Raw genomic sequence first — 14,195 nt, 5'->3', positions numbered from 1 at the left:
GTCGACATGGTAGCACACTTCCAACGTAGGACCTCCCATCTTTCTGCGAAAGACGCCGGAAATAATTTCCGACGCCTCCTTCAGCGTCAGGCGGCTTCCCAGACCTGGTTGAGGATGCGTGCCGCAAGCGCGGCCTTGTCTTGGGGCAGGAAGCGCCCATAGTGCTTGGCGACCATTTCGGCGGTGTCCTGTATGGCGTAGCTCGCCTGCTCATACGAGCCCGTCTGCTTCAGGATATGGGTCGCCAGCACGTCACGGACATTGTGGGGCCCGTGCGGTAGCAACCCCTTGATCGCCCCTCGTCCGGTATAGGGGTTGTAGATGCCGTAGCGCTGAATGGTGTGACGCCAGGCCTCGTAGAAACTCGTCGTGTCATAGGCCGCGTTTGTGCTGGTCGTCTTGACGGTCTTGACGAAGAACGTGCCGGGATCCACGGCCGACCTTAAGAGCACCGAGCGATGCCGGTCGACATAGGCGTCGATGTACTTGTAGAGATCCAGGAGGTCTGGAAGAACGAGCCGAAACGGCTTGTCTCCAAAAAAGGACGAGTGCGCGTTCTTGAAGGCCACAGCAGGAATGAAGACCTCCCAGCCACCTTCCCGATCACTCCACCGGATTTCGCCGCGCTTCATCTTTTCCAGCGCGCGTTCCGAGCGCGGCATCGAGCCTTTCGGATTGAGCATCAGTTGCCTGAGGTTCTTCTGGCGAAGCCCAAGATGCAACCCCAGCCTCAGCATCAGAAATGATCGCACCGCTTCGGCGGCCGGCCGAGGATAACGATGCTCATCCGGCATCAGGCGGATGATCTCCTCGGTGATCTTTCGATACTCGCCAACGGGGCTTGCAGCCTCAAGGACCGGCATGATCGGCTCGAAAGGGTCGCGATGAACACGAGCGATCCTTTGGATTTCCTTGACGCGGTGGGCAGCGTGCTTGTGGAAGTCGTCGCAGGCACCGTGCCAGTCCGCATTCGCGTAGTCGATCTCGTTTTGCGAAACGAGGCCGGCAATCGGTTGAACCCGCGCCAGAAGCTCCGGATGCTGCCGAAGCCATCCGGTCCCCTCCTTGGTGATCGCCAAGGCGATCCGCAACATGTCGACTTCCCATGCAGTGAAGAAACCACGGCGCGTCTCCCGCCACTGCAGATACCAATCCCAAACGCCGGGGAAAATGAGTAGCCCGAACGTCAACTGCCGGACCGGCACCCCGTAGCCCTTCACCTCTCCATCTCTGGATGCTGCAAGGGCACCGAACATCAGCCCGAGATGCTCGATCTTCTGCGAGGCGGTTTCTTCGCCCCAAACCCCGTTTCGCTGAAAGCCGACCGACGTCAGAGCCGACGTCTTGAAGCGCACCAGGTCGGCCATTTCCATGGCAAGAGCTGGTGGCGCTTCTATCACGCCTGACAGCAGGTCAGGATCCTCGACCCAGGTCTGCTCATAGTTCGCAGGGACTACAATCTTACCGTCGCGTGGCGCCCGCCCACCATAGGAGACGCCAGGGAAACGGATGGCGTAGCGCTGCTTGGCGGCGGCTGCCTGGTACTTCCGGTAGTCGGTCGTGCCGCTGATAATGACCCGCCGAACCCAGTCGACGATCTCCTCCCTCTTCTGGAAGGACAGCGTGTTGAAATCCTCAGGAAGATGCCAAGCAATACGACGCCGCTCCGCAGGCTCTATGCCGGAAAGCTCAAACCCTGACGCCGACCGCGAAGGATGTGCAAGCTTGGATTTGAAATAACCGGCCGGGAGCCGGTACCGTCGCTCGATCCGAGACAGGATCTCAAAACTCTCAACTGTGCGCGGCACCTTCCGGCCTTCGATCCAGCTTAAAAGCGTTGTCTTTTCCGTAACGTCATCCGGACCAGTGATAGCACGATGGAGTGTCCAATACGTTTCGCCATGGCGCCGGAGCTGGAGCTGCAAAGCCTCGCAAAAGTCCGTCGGATCTTCCGTGACGTCGAACAACGGTTCTGGGAATTCGAGACCTTTGCGTGGACTTGCTGCTGTAGCGCCCGATGCTGGTTTGAGCTGGTTCTGGGGTGGGCGAGCTGGTCGCGGACTTCTGGGCACCGCCTTCGTCCTCGGCGTCTTTTGTGTTCGAGGGACTTCGGGGTCTGCTGCCGCGGTTAAGAGGCGCGTGTCCCGGATCCACCGACCAATCGCGTCGAGGGCCGGATCGATCTGACGCGCATTACCCGCAACCAGATTGATGTCCAAGCCGCAGGCTGCCGCGACAACGTGCCAGTCCGTCCTGCCGCTGGTTCTTGGCGCCGGTCTCCTCGTCTGGATCAGCGTGTGCAAATACCACTTCAGCCGGGGAAGTTCGTCGTCCTTGAAAAGCGGCGCCAGCCGCAGTTCGCAGAAGGCGTCGATCTTGCGTTGAAAGGCTTTGGCAGAAAATTGGTTCATTTCCATTCACTTAGCTGTTGTTGATCGTTCCCGCAGATGCGGGGCACGCGAGCTATGCGAATGGAGTTAACCTCCGGTAACCAAGGGTTTCCGTGGGCGAATGGCTTCATAAAAACGATTCAGTTGCAAACGGCGTTTCACGAAGTAACGGGGGGACGAAGTCCCCAATGATAACGCCGTTTGCACAAACAGTTGGTGATCAGGCAGAGCAGAGGGCCAGAAATCGTCAGCCCCGCAGGTGAGGCTTGCGGCGAAAAGGTTGGTCATCGCGGGCATAGCGATCGACGAGATTGTCGAAAACTTCGTCGGATGCCCGCTCGTCGAAACGTTGGTCGACGAGAACCCCAACAACGGCGTCGGCCAACTCTTCTATCCAGTCCGGCCGGCCCTGCTCGAGATAGCTGGTAATCGTCCAGAACAGCAAGGCCCGCGCGACGTCGTCGCGATCCGGGCGCCGCTCGGCCCGATGCCGGTCCCGCAGCCGCTGCTGCCGTTCCCGCTGCTTGGCGTTCCGCTGCTCCAAAGTCTGTCGTGCCATATCTCCCCCCTTGTTGTTATCGATGGCACTATAATGGTTAGAGGACCGGCGGCATGGCGCAAGGCGTTTGTCGCCGAAACGGAATCATTGTGTTTTGAATCGGAATTCCGGATTTTTGACTCGGATGAGCGCAATTTGTTTCAGGTTGCGGGCACGTCGAGACAAGTTGCCGGCAATCTCGTGGCTATGTAGACGGCGCCGGACGCACAGGGTGCGACCATTCCGATTTCTGGTGAATCGGAAATCTGGACGATCGAAACGTTTGCCCAGAGCTTGGAAACGTTGCCCTCGACTTTCGAATCGTTCGCCCGGAAGTTCGAATCGAATGAGCGCAATTTGTTTCAGGTTGCCGGCGACCTGCATCAGCTCGTTCTAAGGTAGATCAACTTGCGGGAGACTTAAGCCTGCTGACCGAGGATCCAGCCTTCCCACGTTTTGACGTCATCTGCTTCCGGTACGCCTTCGCCCCGTCGGCCATCGATGACGTCGATCATGCCGAGCAGGCCGACCGCGGCGTCGAACCGGTCCTCACCATCCTTGCCGTTTCCGAAACCATCGTTGATCAGACTTTGGAGCCCGCTCCCGTCGACGTGTGGCCTGTTCTCCAGCCACCGCACCAAATGACTTGCCACGGACCGGCGTCCGTGTTGCTGTCGCTTACTCCATACCGGACGTCGGGGAATACCAAGCTGGCCATAAACGTCGCCGGGGTATGTCTCGGCGACTACGGTGGCGCCCGGTATCATCAGTCCATGGAGCGGCCCGTCGAACGGCCATAGCGATAGCTCCTCCAAGTTCGGCAGGATAATCTCACGCCAGCCGGCCAAGGCGGCCTTGCCTACCTGATTACCGCCGAGCGTCCAGAACAGCATGCAGGCGTCGCCGCGATCCGGCGTCGCTCGCTCGCAGCGGCGCAGAAGATCCTTACCGCTCAGCCCTAAAGCGTCGAAAAGGTGCTGGCGCTGCGTGCCCCCAGGCCGCATCGGATAGAAGGGTCGGTTGATGGAGATTTCGCTGTGATGCTCCGCGACGTCGAACCAACGCGCAAAGCGTGCGTCCCCGAATGACCGCAAAAAAGAAGGGAAGTCGGGTGCCCCTAGAGTTCTGCCGTAGGCGGCAGGAAGACCGATCGGGAAGTCGAAACCCATCAGCACTGCGGCGTCTGCTCCTATCCGCCGCCGCAGCCGATATGTAAGGTTCTGCGTGTCGCCGACGGGTTCCGGCGCCGAAAGGGCCCACGTCTCGCCCTGCCGAACCGCCACGCACATCCATCGCTTCTTGGCTTCGATACTCCAGTCGCAATGTGCGACGACAGTTACAGACATCCTGTCCTCCATCCCTCGCTCTGGATTTACGAGGCACCGGCCAGGATGTCCATGACCGCTGCCCCATCAAGAGCCTGCGCATCGAAGAGTTCGCGCACCAGCCGGTCGAAGGCCTGCCGGTTCTCCAGGATCGCTTCCGTGGCACGTGCCTGTGCGAACTCGAGTCGCCGATGCACCCGCTCTGCCAGCTCGGCGTCGCGACTGAGAATTGCGGTGGGATTCTTGTGCTCGATATAGAGCAGCGGATAGCGGCCACCAAACCCGAGCGCCTGCTCCATATCGAGCGCAATGCGAGTTGCACGCGCAAGGTCGCTCTCTTCGGCGCCGCCCGAGCCTCCGGAGACGGTCTTGAGCACGATGCGTTCAGCCGCGCGGCCAGCCATCAGCATGGCCAGCAGCCGCTCATACCAAACTTCGGTATCAGGTGCGTTGGTCGCAAAGGTCACTGCATTGTGGCCGCCCTCCTTGGCGTCGATCGTCAGCCCCTTGATCGACCCGAGCCGCAGAGCGTGGTGAACCACGGCATGACCTGACTCGTGGATAGCGAAGCGCCATCGGACATCATACGGGACCGGCGGGCGGTGACCGCGAATGCCGGCTTCGACATCGGCATAAGTGAGGCGACGCTTTTCGCGACGAGCTTTCAATCGCGCTTCGCGGACGATCCGTTCGATGTCGGCGCCAGTCAGGCCCATTGCTCGGGTTGCCAGACGTCGCAACGCCTGAAGCACTGGGTTATCATGCTCGGCCGTCTCTGGCGTGTCGATGTCGCGCTCGCCGTCATCCTCCAGGATGACCTCGATCTCGTCCATCGAGCCGCCAACTTTGTTGTTTCCCGTCATGGCTGACCTCCGATTTGGGTGTCCGACACGGTGACGGCATCGAGGTCGCTGCCCAGATGATGGGCGAGAATGCCAGCGAGCGTCGGAATATCCGGTCGCGGGATCTCGATATGTGTCTCCAGCCGTCCTGAGCGGCGGATCGCCTCGTCGATTTCGCCCGGCCGGTTGGTGGCGCCGATAACAATGACGCCATCGGTCTTGATGGCACCGTCGAGAAGCTCCAGTAGCTTGTTGACGCACGCATTCCAGTAGTCGGAGTAAGACCGCGACGCCGGAGCGCGCTGGCCGATGCCATCGATCTCGTCGATGAACAGGATGGACGGCGCCTGACGTCGGGCTTCCGCGAATGTGTTTGCCATGCGGTCCAGCACATCATGCAGATACTCGCCCTGTAGCCAGGTCGAGACAGAGGTGACGACCAGTGGAACCTGCAGCGTGTTGCAAAGCGCCCGTGCAAAAGTTGTCTTGCCAGTCCCCGGCGGTCCGGAGAGAAGCAGCTTCGTGCTCATGAGCGACCAGGCGAGGCCTCCCGTCAGATAATCCGCGAGATCGACTTTCAGGCCAAGCGCCCAATCTTTTGCTGCACCATAGCCCGTCAGCGTCTCAACACGCAGCACGGGCGGCACGGCCGGCCTCGATGCCTCATCGAAGGGCTCCGGCTGGATCACCTCGGCGCCGGTCGGCTTGCTTTTCGATTTCGCCTTGCCCTTGGACGAGGCGGTCGACGTCGATGCCGCGCGATTGCCGGTGTTGCCGCCATCCCGCGACGTCTGCTCTCTTCGCTCGCTTGGGCTCTGCGTGATCAGCCGCCGCGAGGCATCCGCCTTGTCTCCGTTCCTGTCATCTTCCTTGTCCTCGCGATTCAGCGCCGCCAGACCGGCGAGCGCATCGAGGCTTGAGAGGATTGGGCGGCCCGGCCTGATTGCAATTGCGAGATCGTCGAGCGTCAGCACACCGGCATCAATCCTCGCGATGCTGCTGTCATGACGCATGACCGCTTCACTGCCGTAGATAGCTTCCAACAGATCGGCGATCAGCAGGCGATCGATCCCGGCGCCCGTCAGCCTGATATCGCAGGTAAGATCCACCTGATCGGGAATGCCAGTGTGTGTCTCCGACGCGGCGAGCACCGGCGTGCCATCCGCCAAAGCCCGCAGCAATTGCCCGCGCAGGGCCGCTCGGCTCGGACGGTTGGTCTCTCCGGCCGCGACCTGCAGGAAGACGCGTTTGGTCTCGCTATCCACCCACCTCCAGAGATCGTCGGTGAAAGCAAAATCCGCCGCCACGCCCGTGTAAGGTCCGTACGGCACGATGCCGGTGTCTTCGATGAGCTGCGACAGGGCCCGCTCAAAGCCATCGGCGAGGACAACTACCGAGAAGACGGGTGCGGCCGGCCGCAGGATCGCGACCAGATCGCGCAGTGTGACGCCCGATTGCTCCAGTGCCGCGGCAAGCAGCAGCAAGGTGGCCATATGTTTGACGATTGGCTTGTAACCAGCCTCGGCAACAACACGGACCGCGTAGGCATGTGCAGCCGTGCCAGCAGCCTCAATGTTTGCCGGATGCCGTCTGAGGTGATCTGGCCACAGCGGCACGGCTGGTACGAGAACGGGGCGACCGTGTCCGTCCTGCGGTGCTTCGATCAGGAAGCCGGCGAGATGAGCCCGCACCCACTGACTGTCCCGCTCGACATCGCCGCTGAGATGGGATTGATCGAAGACGGAACTGAAGCGGCCGATGACATGACCGTCGACAATGGCGGTCGTCATCGTCAGAAGACCGTTGCGGACCGCGAGACGCCGAACGGCCCGGCGTTCGACATGATGCAAACGTCGAAGGAGGAAGGAAGCCAGACGATCCATCAGCATTCCTCCTGGATTGCCGGATGAGCGGAAACAATTTCCGGCGGCACGCCCTGACGAACGGATGTCCAACGATTGGCGCCTGCCCTCTTGTTGAGGCAGTCGAGAACCAGCCGGCAGGCGGGATCACCGGATTTTGCCAGGCGGCGGAGTGGTTCGAGCACCACGGAGGGGATAGCGCGCGTGTCCGACGACCCCTGCCGGGCAAACGCAAGAGCGAGGCCGATGATCAGAGCTGGGTCGTCCTGCGGACGAGGAGCCACAAGAGGTTGATTGGGTTTGGAAGCTCTCGAGCTGCTCCGCTTGAGGCGGGCAGATGTCGATGGTGCTTGGGCGGACATGGTGTCTGCGGACATGCAGGATCTCCTTGGCCCTCCGGCTTCAGCGGACGGCGTCTTCTAAAGGATGATGGGAACAGGTAGAGGCTGCCGCGGCGTCACGCGCCGCAGCCATAGCCTCATCCGAGCGAAGACTCTGTAGCGTCAGGCGTCGAGCAGACGCCGGGCAAAGCCGATGCGGATATGCTCGGGCGGCCATGAGACGGTGTCATCCGACAGCGCCTCCGGATCATCGCGGCCATCGTCATCATCATCGAAGCTCGGATCTTCACAGGAGCCGCAACGGCATCCGGATCCGTGATGGCCGGTTTGGTCCGTCGCATCCTCGCAGACCATGGCACGGGGGATTGCCCGCAGCGTCCCAAAGCGGCGCGTATAGAGCGACGTCGTGGAGGCATCAGCGGCGAGCACTGGGGCCGACATCACCATTGGCGTCTCCGGGAGACCGAGCGCTCGACGCGCCTCGACCTCGAGAAGCTGTTGCACGCGGCGCCCGAAGCGCAGGCGCAGTTCCGCCATACAGGCAGCAGCACCATCGATCTCGAGAAGATCATCGATTTCCGACAGCGCCCAGACGCCCGCCGCATGATCGCTCGGACGACTGGCGCCATCAACGATCGCAACACCGACGGTCTCGACCATCAGCCGCTTCTGGGTCTTGTAGAGCCAGTCCGGCAGCACCATGGCCGACGCCAGCATTTTCAGCTTCAGCTCCTCGAGCCGGCTGGTGTCGCCGTAGGACGCGAGCGAGCGCTTCAGGTCCAACACGAAGGCCGCCCGCTTGGCGCGGTTCACGATGATCAGGTCGGGCGTGTAGCTCCCCTTGGCCGGTGCCTCGCAATCAAGCCGCACACGCTCGAGCTGGCGCCAGTCATTGCCGGCCACCGCCTCGATGGCGGCCTTCACCAGCGGCAGCTTGATCGACTGCATGAGAACGACCAGATCTGGATTGGCCTTGGCCAGCCGCTCGACGGCCTGCTCCAGCAGCTTGCCCTCGCGAAATGACACCGCCCGCACGAGAGAGGCGACGTTGACATAGTGGCCGAGAATCTCGTCCTCGACCGGCTCGCCGTCGGCGATGGCAGCAATCGCCTTCTCGATCAGCGCGTCGAAGTCGGCCTCGACGTCTGGATAGCGCACCAGATGCGCATGACGACGCAGCGCCGGCAGTTCGGCGTGACCAGCGAAGCGCTCACCGAGCTGGCGACGCGACGCCGAGCCGGCGACAAAAGACATGGTGGAGGATGCCCCTGACGTGGCGCGCAGAACTTCCCCGGCTGGGGTCTTGGCAGTATGAATGGTCACAGCCCGATTCCTTCTTCAACAAGGCTTGAGGGTCAGGCCCTTGGTAGCGTTGGCGCGCTGCCTTGGGCCGCTTAGCTTCATCAGTGAAGCCCTTCTTATGTCGCAGGACCGGAACCGGATCTCAAGGACCCTGGCAGCGAAGAATGAGAACAGAGCCCGAGCAAGGTTAACAGCGGGCTCACGGGACGAATTCGGGAAGTCGGAATCGGAAAAGGGGCTCGAAAGCCCCTTCTCATTTGGTATCTATCAGTTCGTGATCAGTTCCAGCTTGTGCCGGCCCGGTCCTTTGCGTTGTCCACGGGTCGCGGAAAGCAACGCAGCAATCGGGTTGCTAACGTCTTCTTCCGTTTCGGCCTGAACATCCGAAGCGTCGGCTTCGACCATCTCGGCCTCCTCGGTTTCCTCATCGAGGTCGACGTCTTCGTCGTCTTCGATCTCAGCCTGGCCCAAAGATGCCGCTGCGACCGTGACCTTCGGCGAAGGCGGGTCTTCTGGCAACGGCCAAGCCGGCGACTTCTCCTTCGACGTTGCCCAGGTGAGCATTGGGATCACGACTGTCTCCAGCCATTCCTCCAGGCTATCGACCCGCGCCCAGTTCGAGCTGTCTCGAAGCCTCCACAGCAGCGCCTCGACTTTCTTCCAGCGAGACGTCGACGGCAGACCAACCTTCATTGTGGATTTGCCGTCACCCTGGGTACCGACGCCGGTTCCAAGGCTGCTCAGCAGCTCGTAGGCATGGTAAGCATGAACCTCAGCTTTTGGGGCGATGCGGCTCTTCTTGAGCCTCTTGCCGGTCCTCTCCGCTTCAGCCAAAGCAGCGGAGAGGATCTTTAGAAGGCCGAGAAGATTGCGCAGGAGAGCCGTTCGGCCATCTCGGGTCCGCGCCTCGACCATGGCTTTTAGACCATGGACACCACCGAGATCGATGACGTCGACCTCGGATTCACCCTCGTCCGGCACATCGTCGCCGGTCAGGATTGCCTTCACGTCAGCAACCTGGATCCGGCCCTGATCTTCAGCGAACTCGAACGCCGCTTCGATCTTTTCCGGCGGTGCAGAGATCAACTGGATCAGCACCGTCGGCCCGATCGCCAGTGCCACCGCCCTGTCCCGGTAGCCACCGAGAGAGCGGTGGACGCCGCGCCAGTTGCGCGCCGTACGCGCGGTGATGTTGCACCGCGCTTCGACCCACTTCCCAAACGTCCCGTCCGGGATATGAGCGCTCGCCTCCTCGAGCAAGGCGCCGAGCTGGAAAATGTGATCCGTCTCCTTGCGCCCGAGATCGGTCAGCGACTTCGCCTTCGCCTCGAGTTCCGCCGAAATCTCCGGGGAGATCTCGAATGACGCGTAGTCGAAAGCTACGCGCGCTGACGACGCCAGCGCGTTTTTCATCTTCTTCATGTCAAACATCCCTGTTTTCACAGTACTTGCCACAGCCGCACCATGCGACTGATAATCATATTATAGCGGATATTGACGAATAGCTCAACAATTACAATAGGTTGCGTCGTTTTCAATATCATAAAACTTCGTTTATTACTTGGATTATTACCTTCAATACTGTGGGAATTGGCACATCGCAGCAGGGAAACGACGGGAAATAAATTTTATACTACAGCAACAACTCTTGGTAGCATTCACGGTTCAACTTTGTTACGCCGAGGCCTGTCGCCATCACCGACCCAGCGTGTCCTGTAAGCACGCAGACGATCCCTGGCGTGTAGCGCCCCTCCTCAAGACGCGCGCGGGCTGGCACATCGTCATGCTTAACGGTTTGTGACGGCTGGCAGCTCAAAAGCCGGCGCTCTCACCCAAAACGTGTTTAAAAACAAATCGAGTCTCAGAATGGCACATTCGAGATGTAAATAGTTATTGCCAAAAAAACATTTGAATACAGACACTTGCAATGGTCGAAGCGGTAGGCTATAGGTCTCTCGCTCGATACACGGCCCAGCGCCATCAAGGAAAGGAGACAGGCATGACGACCGCAATCAGCACCATCATGACGACGATCTTCTCTTCCGGCGCGCCCCTTCGTGCTCGCATTTCGCTGAGCGCATTTTTTGGCCGTACCTCCTCCTGCGTGGCTGCCTCCGCTGCCCATCGTCATCGAAGACGATGGCAACCGGCAACCACAGGAGGTCTCCATGCCGAACACCAAGAATCCAGCTCGTACGTCTGCGTCTCAACGTAAGGCAACGGCAATCCCCCGCGGCTTCAGGAAGCAAGCTTCCTGGTGGCGCTCAGAGGCGCCGAAGCTGATCGAACAGATCAATGCAGCGCTGGCGGATGCCGACGAGCCCAACGGTCCGCGCGCAGTTCTCATTGAACCGCGCTTCGTCAGCTTTCCGCTGCAGTCAGAGCTAACCGGCGAGCTCAGTCGATCTAAGACGGGGGAAGTTTGCTATGGGCTGCCTCTCCCGTCTACCGTGACACTGGGCGACATCGGTAACGCTCTGCAGGGCGAGGCGCTACATCATCTGGTGGCAGCGCATCTCTGGCTGCAGGAAGTCGACGCGATCTCGCTTCGCCGTCCGGGCGGCATGCAGAATGCCGCAGTCAGCACGTTGATCGAACACCTCAAGGCGGCTGCAGCAGACTTCTCGGCTGCGGTCGAGCGGATCAGCGCGAGCAACGCCTGACGCGCGTCGGCGCAGCGGCAATTATTTCCATCACGCAATTGCCGCTGACGCCGGGCTCCCAAGGGGGTTGCGGGCTGATATAAGCCCGCCTCCCGACTTCCAGTCATTTGTAGAACGGGATTGAAGACATGACGAACAAGGTAGCTTTGTACGCTCGGGCTGCGAGCAAAACGGGTGAAGGATCGATCGAAGCGCAGATCGGACGCGGCAAGGCATTTGTCGCCGACCGTGGCTGGGCGCTGGTGGGATGCTTCACGGACGTCGAGAACAACGAAGCCCTCTTCAAAGCCAGACCGGGCATCAAGTCGCTCTGCACCTATATCGATCGCGGACCGATCGATATCGTGCTGTGCGACGCGCCCCTGAACGTCTCGGACCACCTCACCCACGTCGCACGGTTTCTCGAGGAGCTCGGCTCCAGTGGGGTCGAGCTGTGGTCGACAGCAATGGCCGAACGGGTGACGCTGCACAATCTGCCCTATGCCGATAGCGGCGATCAGGGCAAGGAGGCCACTGCTTCCGTTCTCGAGAGCAGTCGTGGGATCCGGCAGGCAGGTTTTGGATATAAGCTGTCCTCGGCAGTCGATGCCCAAGGCCGGCGTATTCTCGGGTATCGGGTGGTGCATCCAGAGCAGGCCGAAGTGATCCGCCGCATTTTCCGGATGTATGCCGCTGGCCGTTCGCCGCGCGACATTGCCTCGACCCTGAATGCCGAAGGGATCAAGGGGCCGGGCGGCAAACCGTGGCGGGAGGAGACTATCTACGGGAACCGGGCACGCGGGACAGGTATCCTCAATAACGTCCTCTACGTCGGCATGCGGCACAATGCAGAGGGAGAATTCGACGGCTATGTCCCCGCGCTACGCATCGTCAGCGACGAGCTGTGGCACCGCGTTCGTCAGCAACAGACAAGCGTCAGGAAGCGGTATTCCCATTTCTGGTAACCGCCGCGGCGATTGAACCGTCAGGATTTCAGGGAGGCCACACACTCGGCCTCCTTTAAAAAAAATGAATATGTACGGAGTTCGAGATGAAGAAGGTACTGTTTTACGCCCGCTACTCCACCGACCGGCAGCACGAGGTCTCGATCGAGACGCAAATCGAGCTTGGCGAAGCCTTCGTCAAGGATCGCGGCTGGAAGCTGGTCGCAACCTATTCCGATGCCGCGATCAGCGGCACGAGCTATCAACTGCGGCCCGGCATCCAGAGCCTGATGGCGCATGTGAAGCGCGAGCGCATCGACGTGGTACTTTGCGTGACCGTCGACCGCCTGTCGCGAGACATCGAGCACAGCGCCAAGATCCTCAAGGAACTGCGCTACCGCGACGCCGACATCTGGACCGTCCATGCCGGCACGCCGGTGACGGATCTTGAGATGGCGCTTCGTGCAGCACTTAGCCATGAACTGGTCGAGCAAATCCGCTATCGAACCCGCGAAGGCATGAAGACCGCCGTGAAGAAGGGCAAGGCGTCGACGTGTCTCGCCTATGGCTATAAGCTTTCACAGCAGCGCGACGCCAATGGCGATCGCATCAAGGGTCTGCGGGAGGTCGACACCGTTAAGGCGGATGTCGTCCGTCGCATCTATCAGCTCTATGCTGACGGCATGTCGCCGCGCGACATCGCGCAGCTCTTGAACAAGGAAGGCATCCCCGGCCCGCGTGGCGGCAAATGGCGCGACACCGCAATCCGTGGCCATGTTGGCCGGGGCAGCGGCATCCTCAACAACGAGAGCTATATCGGCCGTATCGTCTGGAACCGGCGCCAGTACCGAAAGAATCCGGAGACGGAACGACGTACCGCCCGCGCCAACGACGCCGCCGAGTGGGTGTTCAAAGAACTCCCCGAGATGCGTATCGTGTCGGACGAACTGTGGCAGCGCGTCAAGGACCGGCAGAGGGTAGTGGGCGATCTATTCGACTTCGGGCAGAGCAACCGGCTCAACGCGACACACCGGCCGGAATATCTGCTGAGCGGCATGTTGCAATGCGCCGAGTGCGGCGGCCCCTACGCGATCTCCGGCAAGGATCGCTATAGCTGCACAAACCGAAAGAAGCGCCTGCCAATCGATGACCTCGGCGGCGCCTGCTGCGGTAACAGCAAGACAATCACTCGCCACGAACTCGAAGAACGCGTGCTCAACTGCCTCCCCGTTGCCTTCTACTCGCTCGATATCTTCGACCGCATTTCCGAGAAAATGGTCGCGCACGAGACGACCAAGCTGAAGAGCGCCCCTTCCCGAAGAGACGCATTGGCGGAAGAGCTTTCGACCATCAAGTCAAAGCAGGCGAGCCTCATGCAGCAGATCCAGGACCGGCATGCCGAAGGACGGCCGCGCCTCGCCATCCTCGACGACCAGCTCGATGAGCTGGAAGTCACGCGCGAGAAGCTGGTCAAGGAGCTCGCCGGCACGGCCGAAGAGCCGGCGGAGGATTTTCAGGAGAAGATTGCGAAGCTGAAGGCGCAGTTCAATCCAGCCAACACGGAGCTTGCCATCCGCGAGCTGATCTTCCTCGCCCGCAACAATGCCGACGAGCAAGCCAAGCGCCGACTGATGCCGATCGTCCGTGATCTCATCCAGACGGTCGTGATCGGCAAGACGCCCGGCCACCAGCCGGCAGCCCTGCAGGTTCATGGCGACATCGCCAACATCATGGCGTCTATGGATGCGATAGATATCCTCCAGCAGCAATTCGTGGCGGCTGCGCAGAACGACTTCATGGCGCGCCTTGCTTCCGGCGAGATCGACACCGAGCAGAAACGCAAAAAGCTCCTTGAGGCTTATGCCGAGGAGCTTCTGAGGGTTTCTCCTGATTGGGAGAATTTGCAAATGTCGGTGGTTGCGGGGGCAGGATTTGAACCTGCGGCCTTCAGGTTATGAGCCTGACGAGCTACCGGGCTGCTCCACCCCGCGTTACCAGCGTAAACCCGG

12 protein-coding genes, 1 tRNA gene and 2 pseudogenes are annotated in these 14,195 nt (G+C 60.7%); 4 read left to right on the top strand and 11 right to left on the bottom strand.

Annotated elements, in window-relative coordinates; genetic code table 11:
• Window positions 1-86 precede the first annotated feature (86 nt).
• The 8 genes from FBZ99_RS31480 to FBZ99_RS31445 form a co-directional block, all read right to left on the bottom strand.
• On the bottom strand, window positions 87-2,417 hold the full coding sequence (locus tag FBZ99_RS31480; protein ID WP_145637002.1) for a hypothetical protein: 2,331 nt from the start codon (window positions 2,415-2,417) through the stop codon (window positions 87-89).
• A 220-nt stretch (window positions 2,418-2,637) separates the two neighbouring features.
• Window positions 2,638-2,949: a hypothetical protein gene (locus FBZ99_RS31475; protein ID WP_145636999.1), complete on the bottom strand. Its 312-nt coding sequence runs from the start codon at window positions 2,947-2,949 to the stop codon at window positions 2,638-2,640.
• A gap of 398 nt (window positions 2,950-3,347) precedes the next feature.
• On the bottom strand, window positions 3,348-4,274 hold the full coding sequence (locus tag FBZ99_RS31470; RefSeq protein WP_145636996.1) for a DUF429 domain-containing protein: 927 nt from the start codon (window positions 4,272-4,274) through the stop codon (window positions 3,348-3,350).
• Between the two features lie 26 nt (window positions 4,275-4,300).
• Window positions 4,301-5,116: an ATP-dependent Zn protease gene (locus FBZ99_RS31465; protein ID WP_145636993.1), complete on the bottom strand. Its 816-nt coding sequence runs from the start codon at window positions 5,114-5,116 to the stop codon at window positions 4,301-4,303.
• Window positions 5,113-6,978: an AAA family ATPase gene (locus tag FBZ99_RS31460; protein WP_145636990.1), complete on the bottom strand. Its 1,866-nt coding sequence runs from the start codon at window positions 6,976-6,978 to the stop codon at window positions 5,113-5,115. The genes FBZ99_RS31465 and FBZ99_RS31460 overlap by 4 nt, the downstream gene beginning before the upstream one ends.
• Window positions 6,978-7,334, bottom strand: a complete 357-nt coding sequence (locus FBZ99_RS31455; protein WP_145636987.1) for a hypothetical protein — start codon at window positions 7,332-7,334, stop codon at window positions 6,978-6,980. Before FBZ99_RS31455 ends, FBZ99_RS31460 begins: the two co-directional genes overlap by 1 nt.
• Before the next feature lie 126 nt (window positions 7,335-7,460).
• Window positions 7,461-8,621, bottom strand: a complete 1,161-nt coding sequence (locus FBZ99_RS31450) for a hypothetical protein (RefSeq protein WP_145636985.1) — start codon at window positions 8,619-8,621, stop codon at window positions 7,461-7,463.
• A 246-nt stretch (window positions 8,622-8,867) separates the two neighbouring features.
• On the bottom strand, window positions 8,868-10,022 hold the full coding sequence (locus FBZ99_RS31445) for a hypothetical protein (protein WP_145636982.1): 1,155 nt from the start codon (window positions 10,020-10,022) through the stop codon (window positions 8,868-8,870).
• A 746-nt stretch (window positions 10,023-10,768) separates the two neighbouring features.
• On the opposite strand from FBZ99_RS31445, the gene FBZ99_RS31440 reads away from it, so the two are divergent.
• From FBZ99_RS31440 to FBZ99_RS33720, 3 genes and pseudogenes are all read left to right on the top strand, one after another.
• Window positions 10,769-11,263, top strand: a complete 495-nt coding sequence (locus tag FBZ99_RS31440) for a hypothetical protein (RefSeq protein WP_145636979.1) — start codon at window positions 10,769-10,771, stop codon at window positions 11,261-11,263.
• Between the two features lie 128 nt (window positions 11,264-11,391).
• A complete protein-coding gene (locus FBZ99_RS31435; protein WP_145636976.1) occupies window positions 11,392-12,207 on the top strand; it encodes a recombinase family protein in 816 nt (271 codons plus the stop codon).
• 86 nt (window positions 12,208-12,293) lie between these two features.
• Window positions 12,294-12,671: pseudogene (locus FBZ99_RS33720) on the top strand (recombinase family protein); the annotation flags it as partial.
• Window positions 12,672-12,764: 93 nt separating this feature from the next.
• On the opposite strand, the gene FBZ99_RS33715 reads toward FBZ99_RS33720, so the two are convergent.
• Window positions 12,765-12,962 (bottom strand): hypothetical protein, encoded by a 198-nt coding sequence (locus tag FBZ99_RS33715; protein WP_246661246.1) that lies wholly within the window; start codon window positions 12,960-12,962, stop codon window positions 12,765-12,767.
• Here FBZ99_RS33715 and FBZ99_RS33860 point away from each other — a divergent pair.
• Window positions 12,870-13,346 (top strand): annotated as a pseudogene (locus tag FBZ99_RS33860) (recombinase family protein); the annotation flags it as partial. The gene FBZ99_RS33715 and the pseudogene FBZ99_RS33860 overlap by 93 nt on opposite strands.
• Window positions 13,347-13,541: 195 nt before the next feature.
• Here FBZ99_RS33860 and FBZ99_RS33700 read toward each other — a convergent pair.
• A complete protein-coding gene (locus FBZ99_RS33700) occupies window positions 13,542-14,093 on the bottom strand; it encodes a hypothetical protein (protein ID WP_246661245.1) in 552 nt (183 codons plus the stop codon).
• Between the two features lie 7 nt (window positions 14,094-14,100).
• Window positions 14,101-14,177 (bottom strand) — tRNA-Met (locus tag FBZ99_RS31425).
• Window positions 14,178-14,195: the final 18 nt, after the last annotated feature.

It is taken from the genome of Rhizobium sp. ERR 1071, assembly GCF_007828675.1.
GTDB classification, from domain to species: Bacteria; Pseudomonadota; Alphaproteobacteria; order Rhizobiales; family Rhizobiaceae; genus Rhizobium; species Rhizobium dioscoreae.
Note: the sequence above shows the minus strand (reverse complement) of the source record. Positions and strands in the feature narration are given on the sequence as shown.